15 protein-coding genes are annotated in these 18,674 nt (G+C 54.5%); 9 read left to right on the top strand and 6 right to left on the bottom strand.

Annotated features, from left to right (window positions below; genetic code table 11):
- The first annotated feature begins 10 nt into the window (after positions 1-10).
- The 4 genes from dnaB to aphA all read left to right on the top strand — a co-directional run bounded on the left by dnaB (position 11) and on the right by aphA (position 4,973).
- Positions 11-1,426: a replicative DNA helicase gene (gene dnaB / locus FQK12_RS19560; RefSeq protein WP_004097788.1), complete on the top strand. Its 1,416-nt coding sequence runs from the start codon at positions 11-13 to the stop codon at positions 1,424-1,426.
- Positions 1,427-1,571: 145 nt separating this feature from the next.
- Complete coding sequence (gene alr / locus FQK12_RS19555) at positions 1,572-2,651, top strand: alanine racemase (protein WP_014227545.1); 1,080 nt, start codon at positions 1,572-1,574, stop codon at positions 2,649-2,651.
- A 220-nt stretch (positions 2,652-2,871) separates the two neighbouring features.
- Complete coding sequence (gene tyrB, locus FQK12_RS19550; RefSeq protein WP_014227546.1) at positions 2,872-4,065, top strand: aromatic amino acid transaminase; 1,194 nt, start codon at positions 2,872-2,874, stop codon at positions 4,063-4,065.
- Positions 4,066-4,259: 194 nt separating this feature from the next.
- Positions 4,260-4,973 (top strand): acid phosphatase AphA, encoded by a 714-nt coding sequence (aphA, locus tag FQK12_RS19545; RefSeq protein WP_004097791.1) that lies wholly within the window; start codon positions 4,260-4,262, stop codon positions 4,971-4,973.
- A gap of 13 nt (positions 4,974-4,986) precedes the next feature.
- Here aphA and FQK12_RS27330 read toward each other — a convergent pair whose 3' ends face one another.
- A complete protein-coding gene (locus tag FQK12_RS27330) occupies positions 4,987-5,124 on the bottom strand; it encodes a hypothetical protein (protein ID WP_157214916.1) in 138 nt (45 codons plus the stop codon).
- Between FQK12_RS27330 and FQK12_RS19540 the strand changes: the two genes are divergently transcribed.
- Positions 5,116-5,532 carry a secondary thiamine-phosphate synthase enzyme YjbQ gene (locus tag FQK12_RS19540; protein ID WP_014227547.1) on the top strand — a complete coding sequence of 139 codons (417 nt, stop codon included), beginning with the start codon at positions 5,116-5,118 and terminating at the stop codon, positions 5,530-5,532. The genes FQK12_RS27330 and FQK12_RS19540 overlap by 9 nt on opposite strands.
- A gap of 3 nt (positions 5,533-5,535) precedes the next feature.
- Positions 5,536-5,889, top strand: a complete 354-nt coding sequence (locus FQK12_RS19535; protein ID WP_004097793.1) for an MmcQ/YjbR family DNA-binding protein — start codon at positions 5,536-5,538, stop codon at positions 5,887-5,889.
- A gap of 2 nt (positions 5,890-5,891) precedes the next feature.
- Here the strand turns inward: FQK12_RS19535 and FQK12_RS19530 are convergent, their stop codons facing one another.
- The 3 genes from FQK12_RS19530 to uvrA all read right to left on the bottom strand — a co-directional run bounded on the left by FQK12_RS19530 (position 5,892) and on the right by uvrA (position 9,580).
- A complete protein-coding gene (locus FQK12_RS19530) occupies positions 5,892-6,209 on the bottom strand; it encodes a hypothetical protein (RefSeq protein WP_004097794.1) in 318 nt (105 codons plus the stop codon).
- A 2-nt stretch (positions 6,210-6,211) separates the two neighbouring features.
- Positions 6,212-6,622 (bottom strand): hypothetical protein, encoded by a 411-nt coding sequence (locus tag FQK12_RS19525; protein ID WP_014227548.1) that lies wholly within the window; start codon positions 6,620-6,622, stop codon positions 6,212-6,214.
- A gap of 132 nt (positions 6,623-6,754) precedes the next feature.
- On the bottom strand, positions 6,755-9,580 hold the full coding sequence (gene uvrA / locus FQK12_RS19520; RefSeq protein ID WP_004097797.1) for an excinuclease ABC subunit UvrA: 2,826 nt from the start codon (positions 9,578-9,580) through the stop codon (positions 6,755-6,757).
- Positions 9,581-9,826: 246 nt separating this feature from the next.
- Between uvrA and ssb1 the strand changes: the two genes are divergently transcribed.
- Positions 9,827-10,354, top strand: a complete 528-nt coding sequence (gene ssb1, locus FQK12_RS19515) for a single-stranded DNA-binding protein SSB1 (protein WP_004097799.1) — start codon at positions 9,827-9,829, stop codon at positions 10,352-10,354.
- 86 nt (positions 10,355-10,440) lie between these two features.
- On the opposite strand, the gene FQK12_RS19510 is transcribed toward ssb1, so the two are convergent.
- The gene (locus FQK12_RS19510; RefSeq protein ID WP_014227549.1) at positions 10,441-12,090 is read right to left on the bottom strand and encodes a lytic transglycosylase F; all 1,650 of its coding nucleotides are present in this window, start codon (positions 12,088-12,090) and stop codon (positions 10,441-10,443) included.
- Between the two features lie 595 nt (positions 12,091-12,685).
- On the opposite strand from FQK12_RS19510, the gene FQK12_RS19505 reads away from it, so the two are divergent.
- On the top strand, positions 12,686-14,947 hold the full coding sequence (locus FQK12_RS19505; RefSeq protein ID WP_014227550.1) for a TonB-dependent siderophore receptor: 2,262 nt from the start codon (positions 12,686-12,688) through the stop codon (positions 14,945-14,947).
- A 269-nt stretch (positions 14,948-15,216) separates the two neighbouring features.
- On the opposite strand, the gene FQK12_RS19500 is transcribed toward FQK12_RS19505, so the two are convergent.
- Positions 15,217-15,567 (bottom strand): helix-turn-helix transcriptional regulator, encoded by a 351-nt coding sequence (locus FQK12_RS19500; RefSeq protein WP_014227551.1) that lies wholly within the window; start codon positions 15,565-15,567, stop codon positions 15,217-15,219.
- A gap of 445 nt (positions 15,568-16,012) precedes the next feature.
- Here FQK12_RS19500 and bamA point away from each other — a divergent pair, with 445 nt between their 5' ends.
- Positions 16,013-18,436, top strand: a complete 2,424-nt coding sequence (bamA, locus tag FQK12_RS19495; RefSeq protein ID WP_014227552.1) for an outer membrane protein assembly factor BamA — start codon at positions 16,013-16,015, stop codon at positions 18,434-18,436.
- Positions 18,437-18,674: the final 238 nt, after the last annotated feature.

The following is an 18,674-nucleotide window of genomic DNA, read 5'->3' as shown; positions in this document are numbered from 1 at the left end:
TCCATTCACTATGGCAGGAAATAAACCCTTCAACAAACCACAGACTGAACCCCGCGAGCGTGATTATCAGCTCGATGGGTTGAAGGTCCCGCCGCACTCGATTGAAGCGGAACAGTCGGTGTTGGGCGGTTTAATGCTGGATAACGAACGCTGGGACGACGTTGCCGAGCGGGTTGTTTCGGAAGATTTTTATACCCGTCCGCATCGCCATATTTTCACCGAAATGGCGCGCCTGCAGGAATCGGGCAGCCCGATTGACCTGATTACGCTCGCCGAATCGCTGGAGCGTCAGGGGCAGCTGGACAGCGTCGGCGGCTTCGCCTACCTGGCGGAATTATCGAAAAATACGCCAAGTGCGGCGAACATCAGCGCTTATGCCGATATCGTCCGCGAACGTGCGGTAGTACGCGAAATGATCTCCGTGGCGAATGAAATCGCCGAGGCCGGTTTCGATCCCCAGGGCCGCACCAGCGAAGATCTGCTCGACCTCGCCGAATCCCGGGTGTTTAAAATTGCCGAAAGCCGCGCGAATAAAGACGAGGGGCCGAAGAATATCGCCGACGTGCTCGACGCTACCGTGGCGCGTATTGAACAGCTCTTCCAGCAGCCGCATGACGGCGTGACCGGGGTTAACACCGGCTATGACGATCTCAATAAAAAAACCGCCGGTCTTCAGCCGTCGGACCTGATTATCGTCGCCGCGCGTCCGTCAATGGGTAAGACGACTTTTGCGATGAACCTCGTGGAAAACGCGGCGATGCTGCAGGATAAGCCGGTACTCATCTTCAGTCTCGAGATGCCTTCGGAGCAGATTATGATGCGTTCTCTGGCCTCGCTGTCGCGCGTTGACCAGACCCGCATTCGTACCGGCCAGCTGGATGATGAAGACTGGGCGCGCATTTCCGGCACCATGGGAATTCTGCTGGAAAAACGTAATATCTATATTGATGACTCCTCCGGCCTGACGCCAACCGAAGTGCGCTCCCGCGCGCGGCGTATCGCCCGCGAGCACGGCGGCATCGGTCTTATTATGATCGACTACCTGCAGCTGATGCGCGTGCCGTCGCTCTCCGATAACCGTACGCTGGAAATCGCCGAAATTTCCCGCTCGCTCAAGGCGCTGGCGAAGGAGCTGCAGGTGCCGGTGGTGGCGCTGTCGCAGCTTAACCGCTCGCTGGAACAGCGCGCGGATAAGCGCCCGGTCAACTCCGACCTGCGTGAGTCCGGCTCCATCGAGCAGGACGCCGACTTAATCATGTTTATCTACCGTGATGAGGTTTATCACGAAAACAGTGATTTAAAAGGCATCGCTGAAATTATTATTGGTAAACAGCGTAACGGCCCTATCGGGACGGTGCGCCTGACGTTTAACGGTCAGTGGTCGCGTTTTGATAATTATGCTGGGCCACAATACGACGACGAATAAATCTCCGTCATCCTTCATGCCGCAGATGCGTTGACTACGCCTGTTCACCCCGGTCACTTAGTTTACTAAGCTCCCGGGGATTCTCAGGCTTGTCGCCTTCCTGCAACACGAAGGATTTAGGAGATTCTTTTATTAAGGAATTCAAATGCAAGCGGCAACTGTAATCATTAACCGCCGCGCTCTGCGACACAACCTGCAACGTCTGCGTGAACTGGCGCCCGCCAGCAAACTGGTTGCGGTGGTGAAAGCGAACGCCTACGGACACGGTCTTCTTGAGACCGCGCGAACGCTCCCGGACGCCGATGCTTTTGGCGTCGCCCGTCTTGAAGAAGCCCTGCGCCTGCGCGCGGGCGGTATCCCCCAGCCGATCCTGCTGCTGGAGGGATTCTTTGAGGCCGCCGACCTGCCGGTGATCTCCGCCCAGCGCCTGCATACGGCGGTACACAGCCCGGAGCAGCTGGCTGCGCTGGAGGAAGCGGATTTACCCGAGCCGGTAACCGTATGGATGAAGCTGGACACCGGGATGCATCGATTAGGCGTTCTGCCCGAACAGGCCGAAGCCTTTTATCAGCGCCTGAGCCAGTGTAAAAACGTCCGCCAGCCGGTCAATATCGTGAGCCATTTTGCCCGTGCGGATGAGCCTGAGTGCGGCGCGACCGAACGTCAGCTGGATATCTTTACCACCTTCACGGAAGGGAAGCCGGGGCTGCGCTCAATCGCTGCATCCGGCGGTATATTGCTATGGCCGCAGTCGCACTTCGACTGGGCGCGTCCGGGGATTATTCTCTACGGCGTATCGCCGCTCGACGGTGGATCCACCGGCGCGGATTTTGGCTGCCAGCCGGTGATGTCTCTGACCTCCAGCCTGATCGCGGTCCGCGAGCATAAAGCCGGCGAGCCGGTGGGCTACGGCGGAACCTGGATCAGCGAGCGTGATACGCGTTTAGGCGTTGTGGCGATGGGCTACGGTGACGGCTATCCGCGCGCCGCGCCGTCCGGCACGCCGGTACTGGTTAACGGCCGGGAAGTGCCGATTGTCGGACGCGTAGCGATGGATATGATTTGCGTCGATCTCGGGCCTGAAGCACAGGACCACGCTGGCGACGCGGTCGTGCTGTGGGGCGAAGGCCTCCCCGTCGAGCGGATTGCCGAAATTACAAAAGTAAGTGCTTACGAACTTATTACGCGCCTGACTTCACGGGTATCCATGAAGTACGTGGATTAATGTCAGCCAGCGCGCTTTCCCCCGGTGGCGGCTGACGCCTCATCGGGGCTACGGGCCGGTAGCCCGGATAAGGCGGTTTAAGCCGCCATCCGGGATGGGCGTTCACGTTGTTGCGTCAAATCCAGCCCGTTCTGTTTTATCCGCCAACATCCCCTCGACCTTCTTTCACATCCAGTTTATTGTGTTATAACGAGCCCATGTAAACCTGGAGAAACATCGCGTGTTTCAGAAAGTTGACGCCTACGCTGGCGACCCCATTCTCTCCCTGATGGAGCGTTTTAAAGACGATCCGCGTAGTGACAAAGTAAATCTCAGCATCGGTCTTTATTACAACGAAGACGGCATCATTCCGCAGCTGAAGGCGGTTGCCGAAGCGGAAGCACGTCTTAGCGCCCAGCCGCACGGCGCCTCAATCTATTTACCGATGGAAGGGCTGAACACCTATCGCCACGCGATTGCGTCGCTGCTGTTCGGGGCCGATCATCCGGTACTGGCGCAGCATCGCGTAGCCTCTATTCAGACGCTGGGCGGCTCCGGAGCGCTGAAAGTCGGCGCAGACTTCCTGAAACGCTACTTCCCAGGCTCGCGCGTATGGGTCAGCGACCCGACGTGGGAAAACCACATCGCTATATTTGAAGGGGCTGGATTCGAAGTAAGTACTTACCCTTGGTTTGATGATAAAACCAATGGCGTGCGTTTCGCGGCTTTCCTTGAAAAACTCAATACGCTACCGGAACGCGATATCGTGCTGCTGCATCCCTGCTGCCATAACCCAACGGGAGCCGATCTTACCAACGCTCAGTGGGATCAAGTGGTTGAGGTGCTGAAAGCGCGTAATTTGATTCCTTTCCTCGACATCGCCTATCAGGGCTTCGGCGCTGGCATGGAAGAGGATGCCTACGCTATCCGCGCCATAGCGAACGCCGGGATGCCCATGCTGGTCAGCAACTCGTTCTCGAAAATCTTCTCCCTGTACGGTGAGCGCGTTGGCGGGCTGTCGATCGTCTGTGAAGATACTGAAACCGCGGGGCGCGTACTGGGGCAATTAAAAGCGACCGTGCGTCGCAACTACTCCAGCCCGCCGAACTTTGGCGCGCAGGTGGTTGCAGCGGTGTTGGGCGACAGCGCGCTGAAAGCCTCATGGCTGGCGGAAGTGGAAGGGATGCGCACCCGTATTCTGGCCATGCGTCAGGAGCTGGTTGATGTGCTGAAAGAGACGGTTCCGGGCGGTGATTTTGACTATCTGCTCAAGCAGCGCGGCATGTTTAGCTATACCGGTTTCAGCGCGGCCCAGGTTGACCGCCTGCGCGATGAGTTTGGCGTCTACCTGATTGCCAGCGGCCGCATGTGCGTCGCGGGGCTGAATGCAGGAAACGTGCGCCGCGTAGCTCAGGCGTTTGCTGCGGTAATATAAGTTCTTCCTGACCTTTTGCCCGCGCCAAATCATGACGCGGGCAATTCGCTTCCCGAAGTGTGATCATTCTCTTTTTATATGACATCAGAGCAGAAAAACCTTCCTATCCGCCTTCGCGGGGGGTAAGGTCTGGGTGCATTAATAAGCGTACACATTATTGAAAATTATAACGATTCGATTATTTAGGGAAAAATATGCGCAAGATCACCCTGGCCTTTGGGGCCGTCTGCTTACTGTTCACGCTAAATAGCTCCGTCGTTGCTCGCGCCTCCACACCGCAGCCGCTGTGGACGGGCACCAATATGGCGAAACTCGCCGAACAGGCGCCGATCCATTGGGTTTCCGTCGCCCAGATTGAAAATAGCCTGCTGGGACGCCAGCCGATGGCCGTCGGTTTTGATATTGATGATACCGTCCTGTTCTCCAGCCCGGGCTTCTGGCGCGGGCAGAAAACCTATTCCCCCGGCAGCGATGATTACCTGAAAAATCCGGAGTTCTGGGAAAAAATGAACAACGGCTGGGATGAATTCAGCATGCCGAAAGAGGTGGCGCGCCAGCTGATTGCGATGCACGTAAAGCGCGGCGATAGCATCTATTTCGTTACCGGCCGTAGCCAGACCAAAACCGAAACGGTATCAAAAACCCTGCAGGATGATTTTCTCATCCCGGCGGCGAATATGAACCCGGTTATTTTTGCCGGCGATAAACCTGGCCAGAACACCAAAACGCAGTGGCTGCAGGAGAAAGGGATCAAAGTTTTCTACGGCGATTCAGATAACGATATCTCCGCTGCCCGCGAGGTGGGCGCGCGCGGGATCCGTATCTTGCGGGCCTCAAACTCTTCCTATAAGCCGCTGCCGATGGCGGGCGCTCAGGGTGAAGAGGTCATTGTGAATTCAGAATATTAAGCTGCCCGCCGGCTTAATCATCAATCGCTAAAACGGCAGCCGGCACGCTGCCGTTTTTTTGTGCAAAATAGCGTGCCAAAGGTTTTACCTTTTCGCTTATTGCTGCACACTTAGGAAGGTTCATTAGTAAAAGGAGTGGTTTATGTGGCATCAGCAAACCCTGACGTTAGGCCCGAAAGCACGGGGCTTCCATCTGGTCACTGATGAAATTCTCGGGCAAATCCGCGAAATATCGCGGGTGAAAACTGGCCTGCTGCATTTGCTGCTCCAGCATACATCTGCTTCCCTGACGCTAAACGAAAACTGCGATCCGACCGTTCGCTTCGATATGGAGCAGCATTTTCTGCGCGCCGTACCGGATAACGCGCCGTATGAACACGATTATGAAGGTCCTGATGACATGCCCTCGCACATTAAGTCGTCGATGCTGGGCGTATCGCTGATGCTGCCCGTACGGGATGGCAGCGTCAGGCTGGGGACCTGGCAGGGGATCTGGCTCGGGGAGCATCGTATTCATGGCGGATCGCGCCATATCATCGCGACGCTGATGGGGGAATAAAAAATGACAATTTCGGATTTATTGCAGTACTGCATGGCAAAGCCGGGCGCCGAACAAAGCGTACATAGCGACTGGAAAGCGACGCAGATCAAAGCGGCGGACGTCCTGTTTGCGATGGTAAAAGAGGTTGAGGACAACCGGCCTGCGGTATCGTTAAAGACCAGCCCTGAGCTTGCGGAACTGTTGAGGCAGCAGCATCGCGATGTTCGCCCCAGCAAACATCTCAATAAAGCCCACTGGAGTACGGTGTTTCTTGACGGCTCCCTGCCTGATTCACAAATTTATTATCTGGTGGATGCTTCCTACCAGCAGGCGCTTGATTCGCTTTCCGAGGCTAAGCGTAAGCTGTTGCCATAGCGCTAAATTCTGCCCAGCAGCGCCAGCAGGGTCACATCAAACAGACGAAGCAGCGTGGACTGCAGATGCGCCTGCATGGCGATCTGTTCGTTGTTAGCGCGAATGCTGGCAATATCGCGCTGCCCTTGCAGGAGCAGAATGAGGTCGTCCTGACTTAACCAGCCGCGCGCTTTCTCCTGTAACGCCTGAAGCGTGAGCATTCCGGCGTCGCGAATGTCGCTGTCTTCATCATTTACAATCGCATGCATAAGCTGCAACCACTCTGCCGTATTCACGCCGGCGCCGGCCAGCTGGGCGCTTAACTCTTCTATGGTGGACATGCTTATCTCCCTGAACGCTGTTGTTCGCCGTTGATGGCCTGCTGGTAAAGTTTTTCCGTCTGTTGCGCCAGAATTCCGGCCTCGAAAGGCATCAGCGCTCTCTCCTGGGGGACGACGCGCCGGTACAGCCGCTGATAATTTTTCTCCAGCACGTGAAGATTACTCTGCCGTAGCGCATCGCTATCGCTTAACGCCAGGCTGAATAGCGGGCGAATCTGGCGATCCTCGTAACTGAGCAAGCGTTGGTCGAGTGGCGCTGCCGCCGCGTCGCTGATGAACTGCAGATGAAGCTGTTCAAGCATCAGCAACTGCTGATGAGCCGTGCTGCTGTAGCCGTCTATCCAGCTGCAGGCGGTCAGCGCGAATAACGCCGCGACGAGCGTAAATCGATAAAGTCCGTGCTTTAAGTACATGATGCATCCTGCAATTTATGGCGGTGGTGCTATCTGATGACAGATGCCGTCCGGCCGCAAATCACAAAATATCAGCGGGAGAAAATGAGAGGAAATGAGGCCTCTTCCCGGGACGGGAAGAGGCAGATGAGATTATTTCAGCATGGGCTTGAGGAAGCGAGCCGTATAGGAGGCCTCGCACTCGGCGACCGTTTCCGGCGTACCGGAAACGAGGATCTCTCCGCCGCCGCTTCCGCCTTCCGGCCCAAGGTCAACGATCCAGTCAGCCGTCTTGATGACATCCAGGTTGTGCTCAATCACCACGATGGTATTCCCCTGGTCGCGCAGCTGGTGCAGAACCTCCAGCAGCTGCTGAATATCGGCAAAGTGCAGACCGGTGGTCGGTTCATCAAGGATATACAGCGTTTGCCCGGTACCGCGTTTGGACAGCTCCCGCGCCAGCTTGACGCGCTGGGCCTCGCCGCCGGAGAGCGTGGTAGCCGACTGACCAAGGCGAATATAGGTCAGACCGACGTCCATCAGCGTTTGCAGCTTACGCGCCAGCGCCGGAACCGCATCGAAGAACTCACGCGCTTCTTCAATGGTCATATCCAGCACTTCATGGATCGTTTTGCCTTTGTACTTAATCTCCAGCGTTTCGCGGTTATAGCGTTTGCCTTTGCACTGGTCGCACGGTACGTAGATATCCGGCAGGAAGTGCATCTCGACTTTGATCACGCCATCGCCCTGGCAGGCTTCACAGCGACCGCCGCGCACGTTAAAACTGAAGCGCCCGGGCGTGTAGCCACGCGAACGTGATTCAGGTACGCCGGCAAACAGTTCACGGACCGGCGTAAAGACGCCGGTGTAGGTTGCTGGGTTAGAACGCGGCGTACGGCCGATGGGGCTCTGGTCGATATCGATCACTTTGTCGAAATGTTCCAGCCCCTGCACGTCGCGGTAAGGTGCCGGTTCCGCGATGGTGGCGCCGTTGAGCTGACGTTGGGCAATCGGGAACAGCGTGTCGTTGATCAGCGTGGATTTACCCGACCCGGAAACGCCGGTGATACAGGTGAAGAGGCCCACCGGCAGCGTCAGCGTCACGTCTTTCAGGTTGTTGCCGCGCGCGCCGGACAGCTTCAGCACTTTCTCCGGATTGGCGGGTACGCGCTGTTTCGGCACTTCGATTTTACGCTTGCCGCTCATGAACTGGCCGGTCAGCGATTCCGGCACCGCCATAATATCTTCCAGCTTGCCTTCAGCCACGACCTGACCGCCGTGTACCCCAGCCCCCGGACCGATATCGATAACGTGGTCGGCGGCGCGAATGGCGTCTTCATCGTGCTCAACGACAATCACGGTGTTGCCGAGGTTTCGCAGGTGGATCAGCGTGCCCAGCAGGCGTTCGTTATCGCGCTGGTGCAGGCCGATAGAGGGCTCATCCAGTACGTACATGACGCCGACCAGGCCTGCGCCGATCTGGCTGGCGAGGCGGATACGCTGCGCTTCGCCGCCGGAGAGGGTTTCCGCCGAACGGGAGAGCGTCAGGTAGTTCAGACCGACGTTGACGAGGAATTTCAGGCGATCGCCAATCTCTTTCAGTACTTTTTCAGCAATTTGCGCACGCTGGCCGGAGAGCTTCAGGTTGTTGAAGAAGTCCATCGCGTGGCCGATGCTCATATCCGAGATGGTCGGCAGCGGGGTATTCTCCACAAACACGTGCCGCGCTTCGCGCTTCAGGCGGGTCCCTTCACAGCTGGTGCAGGGACGGTTGCTGATGAATTTCGCTAACTCTTCACGTACTGCACTGGATTCCGTCTCTTTATAACGGCGCTCCATATTGTGCAGCACGCCTTCGAACGGATGGCGGCGCACCGAGGTATCGCCGCGATCGTTCATATATTTGAATTCAATATTCTCTTTGCCTGAGCCGTACAGAACCACTTTTTGTACGCTGCTATTCAGCGTGCCCCAGGGCGCTTCCACATCGAATTCATAATGTTCCGCCAGCGACTTCAGCATCTGGAAGTAGTAAAAATTGCGCCGATCCCAGCCGCGAATCGCCCCGCCAGCCAGCGACAGCTCTGGGTTCTGAATGACGCGTTCCGGATCGAAATACTGCTGGACGCCGAGACCATCGCAGGTCGGGCAAGCGCCAGCCGGGTTGTTGAAGGAGAACAGGCGCGGTTCCAGTTCGCGCATGCTGTAGCCGCAAATCGGGCAGGCGAAGTTGGCGGAAAACAGCAGCTCTTCGGCTTTCGGATCGTCCATATTGGCGACGATGGCGGTGCCGCCCGACAGCTCCAGCGCGGTTTCAAAAGACTCGGCCAGGCGCGTGCTGAGATCGTCGCGCACCTTAAAGCGGTCAATCACCACTTCAATGGTATGTTTCTTCTGCAGCTCCAGCTTCGGCGGATCGGAGAGATCGCAGACCTCGCCGTCGATCCTCGCGCGGATGTAGCCCTGCCCGGCGAGATTTTCCAGCGTTTTGTTATGCTCGCCTTTGCGCTCTTTAATGATCGGCGCCAGCAGCATCAGGCGCTGGCCTTCTGGCTGGGAGAGCACGTTATCGACCATCTGGCTCACGGTTTGCGCCGCCAGCGGAACGTCGTGATCCGGGCAGCGCGGCTCGCCGACGCGCGCGTACAGCAGACGCAGGTAGTCGTGAATTTCGGTAATGGTGCCTACCGTTGAACGGGGGTTGTGGGACGTTGATTTCTGTTCAATGGAAATCGCCGGCGACAGCCCTTCAATATGGTCGACGTCGGGCTTCTCCATCAGCGACAGGAACTGCCGCGCGTAGGCGGAGAGCGACTCAACGTAGCGACGCTGCCCTTCGGCATACAACGTGTCGAAAGCCAGTGAGGATTTGCCTGAACCCGAAAGCCCGGTGACGACAATGAGTTTGTCGCGCGGGATGACGAGGTTGATATTTTTGAGATTGTGGGTGCGGGCGCCCCGAACTTCGATCTTATCCATTCACCTTTCCCGGTAGATACGCGGATTGCCTGGTTTGTTAGAAGGACAAACGGCAGAAACGGCTAATTATGACACAATTTAACCTGTTTGAATATACAGTATTGGAATGCATTTTCCGGTGGGATGTGTAAAAATGTCGCACCGCGAGAGTTATCTGGAACCTACTTCCCAGCTATCAACATAGCACCTGGAAATGGTACACTCGCGCGTTTACACTATTAAGAAACGCATTCAGGAGACACAAACATGGCCAGCAGAGGCGTAAACAAGGTGATTCTCGTCGGTAATCTGGGCCAGGACCCGGAAGTACGCTACATGCCGAGTGGTGGCGCAGTTGCCAACATTACGCTGGCTACTTCCGAATCCTGGCGTGATAAAGCGACCGGTGAGATGAAAGAGCAGACCGAATGGCACCGCGTTGTGCTGTTCGGCAAACTGGCGGAAGTGGCCGGCGAGTATCTGCGTAAAGGTTCTCAGGTCTATATTGAAGGCCAGCTGCGTACCCGTAAATGGACTGACCAATCCGGTCAGGAAAAATACACTACCGAGGTTGTCGTTAACGTTGGCGGCACGATGCAAATGCTCGGCGGTCGTCAGCAGGGCGCGGGCGCCCCGGCAGGCGGTGGTCAGCAGCAGGGCGGTTGGGGCCAGCCTCAGCAGCCGCAGGGCGGAAACCAGTTCAGCGGCGGCGCGCAGTCTCGTCCGCAGCAGCAGGCGCCGGCAGCCCCTTCCAATGAGCCGCCGATGGACTTTGATGACGATATTCCGTTCTAACGAAGCGTTAGCGTCGTAAAGTCATCTCTGAAAAAGCCCCTGTTCGGGGCTTTTTCTATTTTGTCACCCAGGCCATCTGCGCTATTTCACTGCGCGGCAGGTGTGGCAGGTGTGGCAGGTGTGGCAGGTGTGGCAGGTGTGGCAGGTGTGGCAGGTGTGGCAGGTGTGGCAGGTGTGGCAGGCGTGGCAGGCGTGGCAGGTGTGGCTGGCATCCCCACTGTCGGCACGACCTGATTTTTGGAGGCCGTTGTCGCCTGCTGTTTACGCGCCATTTCATCCACGATCAGCCGGTAAGCGATGTAATACTTATAGATATTGCTGACATAGCTTACGGTCTCGGAGCCGATCTTCTCGGCGGCCAGGTACTCCACGTTGCCAAACCAGACGTTCGGATCAAAACCGCGCTTTTTGGTATCCGCCCGCAGCCGGGCGATGCGCGCGGGACCCGCGTTATAAGAAGCGAATGAGAACAGCGCCTTATCAAGCTGGGTCATCGGTTCATCGCCATAGTAGCGGTCTATCATCCAGCGCATATATTTCACCCCGGCATGAATATTGGGGTCGAGCTGCTTAATATCACCGACCTTCAGCTCCTTGCCGGTGCTCGGCATTACCTGCATAACGCCAATTGCGCCGACGTGGCTACGCACCGACTGATTTAGCCGCGATTCCTGATAGCCCTGCGCGGCCATCAGCAGCCAGTCAACATCGTAGCGATCGCCATATTTGCGGAAGATCTCCACCATGGTCAGAAATTTACGCCGCTCTTTTTGCGCCGCCGCGTTTTTAACGTATCTGGCATCCTTCAGGTAGCGCAGCAGAATCGTATTACCCAGCTTGCTGCCCTGACGATTCTTGTTGATGAATTCATTAAGCAAGGCCAGCAGCTGCGGGCTATTGTTGCGTACCGCCCAGCCGATATTGCCTTCGTTGCGCAGAATGATGTTCTGATGAACCTGAATGTTGGGGAAGACCTGTTTCCAGAACAGAGCCTTGTGGCGGTCGACGACGGTCAATGGAATCAGGCCCGCGTTAAGCATCTCTATTAGATCTTCATCCTCCAGCGCTTCGGGCGCCGGTTCGATAGTGATGGGGGGCAGTGATTGCTGGGCAAAGCGCGCGTTGAGCGCGACCAGGCTCTCGTAATAGCTCGATGAGGTACGCACAAAGACCGTTTTGCCGGAAAGCTGCTGCAGATTTTCCACTTTGGGCGAGCCGGGGCCGGAAAGAAGCAGCTCCTGAACGTGAGAGTAGATTGGCGCGGTAAAGGTCATCTCCTGCTGGCGAGCGGGGGTAATCGTCAGGTTAGCGGCGATAATATCCCCCTTACCGGCGTTAAGCGCGCTGATGAGCTGGTCGCGGGCAATCGGAACAAAGATGATACGGACCTTAAGATGACGATGTTTGAGCTTTTTCTCCTTCATCAGGCTTTGATTGAGGCTTCGCTCAAACTCCATAAAAATATCGTGCGTAGCGCCGCGCTGCGTCCCTTTGTTAATAAAGAAAAAGGTTTTGCTGAAGGTGGTTAATACGCGAATGGTTCGCCGGTCGAGCATACCCGGTAAATCTCCCTTCCATGGCTGCAGCATATCGTCAACGTTGACTTCCAGGGCCTCGCGCTCCTCGGGTTCTGACAGTTTATTCTCTGTGGCGGCGTAAACGGATGTGAAGCATAGCAGGGCGGCAAGGCATGCAAGTCCGCCGACAAGGTATCGATAGAACGACGACGTATTCATGGCGCGGTGCTCCGCAGGAGGATTTCCTTATTTTAGTCAATTTCTGGCCGTTAGCATGCCCGGCGATCGAGAATGTCGGCCGGTTAATCAGCTATTTTATTAATTAACAGGCTCAGTATTTATAGTGGAATAATAAACAAATAGATATCGGTAATTATGGAGAGAATATGCTCAGATTGTGTTTTTTTAGTGTGGATATATTTTGGTTATTTAAAGTACAAATAAGGGGTAAACGTAAATAATTATTTCATCTTTTTGTTTTTATTGAGTTATTTAAAATTATTGCTGTGATGTATAATTATCCACTTGATAATAAATCTCATTTCTAATAACGTTGTGTGGCACAATACTCCTATTACTGCTGTTCGGCGAATGCTATCAAAGAATAGCGCGGTGCGTTTATTTCTTCATTTTTGCCAGAGTAATAAATCTATTTTGGTCGCTCATTATTTATTGCTATCCCTATTTAAACGGGAGGGCCTGACTACGCCAAAAAAAGAGATGTTACGCCAGGCATGGAAGACATGACCGGTGTTTATCTGGCGGATGAAGAAGGCGTGCCCCGACGGCTAAAAAGAAAAACAGGGCATATTCCATGAAATACGATTCACACTACTCGCTGGCCGTGCTGATCCCGATGGCCATCTGGGGAGGGATGCTGCCGGCGCAGGCCGCTGACAGCAACACGCCAGACGATACGAAGAAATCAGAAACGGCTACGGCAAATGATGACGAAACCATGGTGGTCACCGCGGCGGCGCAGACGCTGCAAGCGCCCGGCGTATCGACCATCACCGCTGAGGAGATCCGTAAACATCCGCCCGCGCGCGATGTCTCCGAGCTGATTCGTACCCAGCCCGGCGTCAACCTCACCGGCAACTCCACCAGCGGCCAGCGCGGTAATAACCGCCAGGTCGATATTCGCGGCATGGGGCCGGAGAACACGCTGATTCTGGTGGATGGTAAACCGGTGACCAGCCGTAATTCCGTGCGCTATGGCTGGCGCGGCGACCGCGATACGCGCGGGGATACCAGCTGGGTACCGGCGGAAATGATCGACCATATCGACGTGATTCGCGGTCCTGCGGCGGCCCGCTACGGTAATGGCGCGATGGGCGGGGTGGTAAATATCGTCACCAAACCGGCCACCAGCGAATGGCATGGATCATGGAATACCTATATGAACGCCCCCCAGCACCGTAAAGAGGGCGCGACGAAGCGGACAAACTTCAGCCTCAACGGCCCGCTATCGGATGAGGTCAGCTTTAATTTATGGGGAAATCTGAGCAAAACGCAGGCCGATGCCCAGGATATTAATTCCGGTCACGAAGCGGCGCGAACCGGTAGCTATGCGGGATCGTATCCGGCTGGACGCGAAGGCGTAGTGAATAAAGATATCCACGGTAAGCTGCGCTGGGAATTTGCGCCGATGCAGGCGCTGGAGTTTGAAACCGGCTACAGCCGCCAGGGCAACCTGTATGCAGGCGATACCCAGAATACCAATACCAGCACGCTGGTGAAAAGTATGTACGGTAAAGAGACCAACCGCCTCTATCGTCAGACTTATGGCGTCACGTGGACCGGCGGCTGGGATAACGGCGTGACCAGCAATACTTACGCGCAGTATGAGCACACCCGTAACTCGCGTATGAACGAGGGTCTGGCGGGGGGAACGGAGGGGATCTTCTCCAGCAGCGAATTCTCCGATATCGACCTGTCGGATGTGCTGCTGCACAGCGAGGTGAATATTCCGTTTACCCTGGGATTCGAGCAGAATCTGACGCTGGGTACCGAGTGGAACCAGCAGCGGATGAAAGATGGCGTATCGACCACCCAGTCGCTCTCTTATGGCTCCATTGACGGTATGTCGGCAACCGGGCGTAGCCCCTATTCCAGCGCCGAGATTTTCTCGCTGTTTACCGAAGATAATATCGCGCTGACCGAGAGCACCATGCTGACGCCGGCTCTGCGCTTCGACCATCACAGCATCGTTGGCAATAACTGGAGCCCATCGCTGAACCTCTCGCAGGGGCTGTCGGATGACTGGACGCTGAAGTTGGGCATCGCCCGCGCCTATAAAGCGCCAAACCTTTATCAGCTCAACCCGAACTATATTCTCTACAGCAACGGCCAGGGCTGCTATGCCAGCAGCTCAGCCTGTTACCTGATGGGGAACAGCGATCTGAAGGCGGAAACCAGCGTTAATAAAGAGATTGGCCTTGAGTATAAGCACAACGGCTATCAGGCGGGGCTGACCTGGTTCCGTAACGACTATCATAACAAGATTGAATCGGGCTACTCGGCGGTGGGAACGGCCAGCAACGGCACGACCAATATTTATCAATGGGAAAACGTACCGAAGGCGCTGGTTGAAGGGCTGGAAGGCTCATTAAACCTGCCGGTAAGCGAAACGGTCAACTGGAGCAACAACCTGACGTGGATGCTGCAGAGTAAGAACAAGACCACCGGCGATCGCCTGTCGGTGATCCCGCAGTTCACCCTTAATTCGATCGTCAGCTGGCAGGTACGCGACGATCTTTCGCTGCAGAGTACTTTCACCTGGTATGGTCGGCAAAAACCTAAGCGCTTCAACTATAAGGGCGAGGCGGTATCCGGCAGCGAGCTGAATGAAGTGAGTCCGTACAGCATCGTCGGGCTCAGCGCTACCTGGGATGTGAATAAAAACCTGAGCCTGACCAGCGGCGTGGATAACCTGTTCGATATTCGCCACTACCGCGCCGGTAACGCGCAGACGACGGGGAATTCGACGACCGGCGCCTATCTGTATGGCGCGGGCGCGGAGACCTATAATGAATCGGGTCGGACGTTTTATGTCAGCGTGAATACGCACTTCTGATTATCTACTCAAACACCCGCCGGGATAGTGAACTATTCCGGCTTTTTATTTTTTATGTCGGGGAAAAAGGCCGGAGATATAAATGATGACAAAATCTCCACGGCTTCTACACAATTAACTCAACTTAGCAGTTTACACTGTTTCCTGTTGATCGGGTCTGCTTGATCCCGGAAACGATTAACGGTGGCATCCTGCCATTTCCATTCTAACGTTGTGTTCCTCTTCCCCCTTCCATTCCCAACCGCAGCAATGCGGAGGAGGGGGATCCCCTATCCGGAGATACACAGGATTTTGCGAAACTGGCCAGGCGTAATCGCATAGTATCTTTTAAAGGTACGGTTAAAGGCGCTGATATCTTCATAGCCCGCCATAATACAAATATCAACGATGCGAAAAGCCGGTTTAACCTTTAATAAATCAAGGGCTAATTGCATCCGCTGTTGGCGAATATAGGCCATTGGCGACATATTAAAATAGTGACGAAACAGGCGAAAAAGATGCCATTCAGAATAGCCGGAAAAGAGGCTCAGCGCCCGCATGGTGAGCCTCTTTTCAAGATTGTTTTTTATCCATTGCACCAGCTCGCTAAGCACTGAACGCTGAATTTCATTTCGTGGCATGATATCTACTCATTTCATTATAATGGCAATCTGGCTGCATAATTTATTCACTATCTCTTCATTTTATCTACGGGGTTATAGGTTAGTTTGTGGCTGTTCCTGGTTTATCCCAGAGAGCATCATTCCTAACAAGATCTTTTTCCCCCTTTCAACCAATGAGAAAGGGGGCTTTTTGTTTTTTTAATTAAAAAACAAAAGATGTTGAATTTTAATGTTGTCAGGAAATGCTTATCTGACTGGGTGGAAGAAGGAAAGTTCCATTAAAAAATAATTTTTTCACCATTCTCATATATCCATTTTTTCTCCATTTTCTCGTCATAATTGCGTGCAATTCTGCGCCTCGTTCAGGTTATTTAAAACGGCGTCAGAATCTGTCTGGCGCAATGAACTGCATTATTCCCAGCAGGTATCTGCTATTGCCAAATATCTTTTAGACGACACCTCCATGCTAAAAAAAACGAGTCTCATCGCCGGTCTATTGATTTCCCCTTTAACGCTTTACGCATCAACCGCCTATACGGTAGATGACATTCGTTTCGAAGGGCTACAGCGCGTTACCGTTGGCGCTGCGCTACTGAGCATGCCTGTTCATACGGGAGAAGAGGTTTCTAACGAGGATATCAGTGATTCGGTCCGCGCCCTGTACGCCAGCGGCAACTTTGAGAACGTGCAGATCCTGCGCGATGGCAGCACGCTGGTGGTACAGGTCACAGAGCGGCCAACCATCGCTAAAATCAGCTTTTCCGGGAATAAATCCGTTAAGGATGATGCCCTCAAGGAGAATCTGGCCGCCAGCGGTATTGAAGAAGGCAGCGCGCTGGATCGCAATGCGCTCACGGAAATAGAAAAGGGGCTCCAGGATTTCTATTACAGCGTCGGGAAATATAGCGCTCAGGTCCATGCAGTCGTCACGCCGCTACCGCGTAATCGCGTTGATTTAACCTTTGTCTTTCAGGAGGGGGTATCGGCAAAAATTGCGCAAATTAATATTATTGGTAACCAGGCCTTTAGCGCAGAAACATTGCTGGACCAGCTGCAGCTTCGCGACAGCGTTCCGTGGTGGAACGTGATTGGCGATAAGAAATACCAAAAGCAAAAGATGGCGGCGGATCTTGAGACCATTCGTAGCTATTATCTCGATCGCGGCTACGCGCGTTTTACCATTAACTCCAGTCAGGTCAGCATTACCCCGGATAAAAAATCGCTATATATCACGATCAATCTTACCGAAGGCGATCGTTATAACGTGGCCAGTACCGTCGTGACCGGCGACATGGCGCAGCATAACCAGGAAATTGAAGCGCTGGTGAAGCCTTTAGCGGGGAAATGGTACAGCGGCGCGGAAATCACGGCGGCTGAGAACAGCATTAAGACGCTGCTGGGAAAATACGGCTATGCCTGGCCGCAGGTTAATACCGCGCCGGATATTGATGAGACGAAAAAAAGCGTCGTTTTGCATATTAACGTCAATGCCGGACGCCGTTATTCGGTTCGTCAGATTCGCTTTGAGGGTAACGATACTTCCCGCGATGCGGTGCTGCGTCGCGAAATGCGCCAGATGGAAGGCGCGTGGCTGAATGATGAGAAGGTCGAGCAGGGAAAAACGCGGCTGGATCGTACCGGATTTTTTGAAACCGTCGACAAGCAGATCGTTCCGGTAAGCGGTAGCCAGGATCAGGTGGACGTGGTCTATAAGGTGAAGGAGCGCAATACCGGCTCCTTTAACGTTGGTCTGGGCTTTGGTACCGACAGCGGCGTGAGCTACCAGCTCGGCGTCACTCAGGATAACTGGCTGGGGACCGGCAATAGCGTCAGCTTCAACGGCACGCGCAACAGCTACCAGTCCTATATTGAGCTGGGAGCGACGAACCCTTACTTCACCGTGGATGGCGTCAGCCTCGGCGGCAAAATTTTCTACAACAGCTACGACGCCTCGGATGCCGATTCCGGAAGCTACAACCAGCAAAGCTACGGCGTTGGCAGTACGCTGGGATTCCCGATTAGCGAGAATAACGCCCTCAACCTTGGCCTGGACTATGTCCATAACCGCCTGACCAATATGGAGCCGGAGCTCACCACCTGGAGCTATCTTAACTCACGGGGCATCTATCCTGACGTCGTCACCAAAGACGGCGACAGCGGTGCGACCTATAGCGCCAATGACTATTTTGCCAGCGTTGGCTGGAGCTATAACAACCTCGATCGCGGTTTCTTCCCGCGCGCGGGAAATAAAAGCAGCCTGACCGCCAAGGTTACCATACCCGGTTCGGATAACAGCTATTATAAAGTGACTTTCGATACCACCCAATATATGCCGCTGGCCGAGAGCAAAAGCTGGGTATGGATGGAGCACCTGCGCGCGGGCTATGCCGATGGGCTGAACGGCAAATCGGTGCCGTTTTACGATAACTTTTATGCTGGCGGATCGTCGTCGGTTCGCGGTTTTTCGTCGAATACGATTGGCCCAAAAGCGGCTTATTATCGTTGTAATGGTTCTGAAAGCAGCTACAGCACCTGTCCGCTGGACTCATCATCCGATGCGGTTGGCGGTAACGCGATGGCGGTGCTGAACAGCGAGTTTATTGTGCCGACGCCGTTTGTGAATGACAAATATGCCGACAGCCTGCGAACGTCGCTATTCCTCGACGCCGGTACGGTATGGAGCACCTCCTGGCAAAATACCGGCCAGACGCTGGCGGCCGGGATCCCGGACTATGGCGATCCGTCACATATCCGGATGTCTGCCGGGATTGCGGTGCAGTGGATGTCGCCACTGGGCCCGCTGGTGTTCTCCTGGGCCGAACCCTTTAAAAAATACGATGGTGATAAAGCCGAGCAGTTCCAGTTTAATATTGGTAAAACCTGGTAATCCTGCTGCTTATTATTTGAAGGAGAGCTCGGTTATTTGTGGTAAATGCTAAAAATAGTACCGCAGGCTACCGCTATGGGTAGCCTGTAATTAATTGTCAGTATATTCTTATTTATGTATATTCCTGCGGGGAACGCTTCTGGCTATTATGGTTAACCATTCATTATTAGAACACTATATTTAAGGTAAGCCTTATTGAGTACGGGTGGTATTGAGTATTGTCTGATATCACATTATT

It is taken from the genome of Klebsiella sp. ME-303 (assembly GCF_007910085.1).
GTDB lineage: Bacteria > Pseudomonadota > Gammaproteobacteria > Enterobacterales > Enterobacteriaceae > Klebsiella > Klebsiella michiganensis.
The sequence above is the reverse complement of the archived record's forward strand: the minus strand, read 5'-3'. Positions and strand labels throughout refer to the sequence as shown.

Coding starts and splice junctions, on each gene's coding strand:
- FQK12_RS19540 (WP_014227547.1), top strand. CDS start 5,116: ATGTGGCATCAGCAAACCCTGACGTTAGGCCCGAAAGCACGGGGCTTC.
- dnaB (WP_004097788.1), top strand. CDS start 11: ATGGCAGGAAATAAACCCTTCAACAAACCACAGACTGAACCCCGCGAG.
- FQK12_RS19530 (WP_004097794.1), bottom strand. CDS start 6,209: ATGTCCACCATAGAAGAGTTAAGCGCCCAGCTGGCCGGCGCCGGCGTG.
- FQK12_RS19500 (WP_014227551.1), bottom strand. CDS start 15,567: ATGCCACGAAATGAAATTCAGCGTTCAGTGCTTAGCGAGCTGGTGCAA.
- FQK12_RS19510 (WP_014227549.1), bottom strand. CDS start 12,090: ATGAATACGTCGTCGTTCTATCGATACCTTGTCGGCGGACTTGCATGC.
- FQK12_RS19525 (WP_014227548.1), bottom strand. CDS start 6,622: ATGTACTTAAAGCACGGACTTTATCGATTTACGCTCGTCGCGGCGTTA.
- FQK12_RS19535 (WP_004097793.1), top strand. CDS start 5,536: ATGACAATTTCGGATTTATTGCAGTACTGCATGGCAAAGCCGGGCGCC.
- uvrA (WP_004097797.1), bottom strand. CDS start 9,580: ATGGATAAGATCGAAGTTCGGGGCGCCCGCACCCACAATCTCAAAAAT.
- FQK12_RS27330 (WP_157214916.1), bottom strand. CDS start 5,124: ATGCCACATAAACCACTCCTTTTACTAATGAACCTTCCTAAGTGTGCA.
- bamA (WP_014227552.1), top strand. CDS start 16,013: ATGCTAAAAAAAACGAGTCTCATCGCCGGTCTATTGATTTCCCCTTTA.
- ssb1 (WP_004097799.1), top strand. CDS start 9,827: ATGGCCAGCAGAGGCGTAAACAAGGTGATTCTCGTCGGTAATCTGGGC.
- alr (WP_014227545.1), top strand. CDS start 1,572: ATGCAAGCGGCAACTGTAATCATTAACCGCCGCGCTCTGCGACACAAC.
- aphA (WP_004097791.1), top strand. CDS start 4,260: ATGCGCAAGATCACCCTGGCCTTTGGGGCCGTCTGCTTACTGTTCACG.
- FQK12_RS19505 (WP_014227550.1), top strand. CDS start 12,686: ATGAAATACGATTCACACTACTCGCTGGCCGTGCTGATCCCGATGGCC.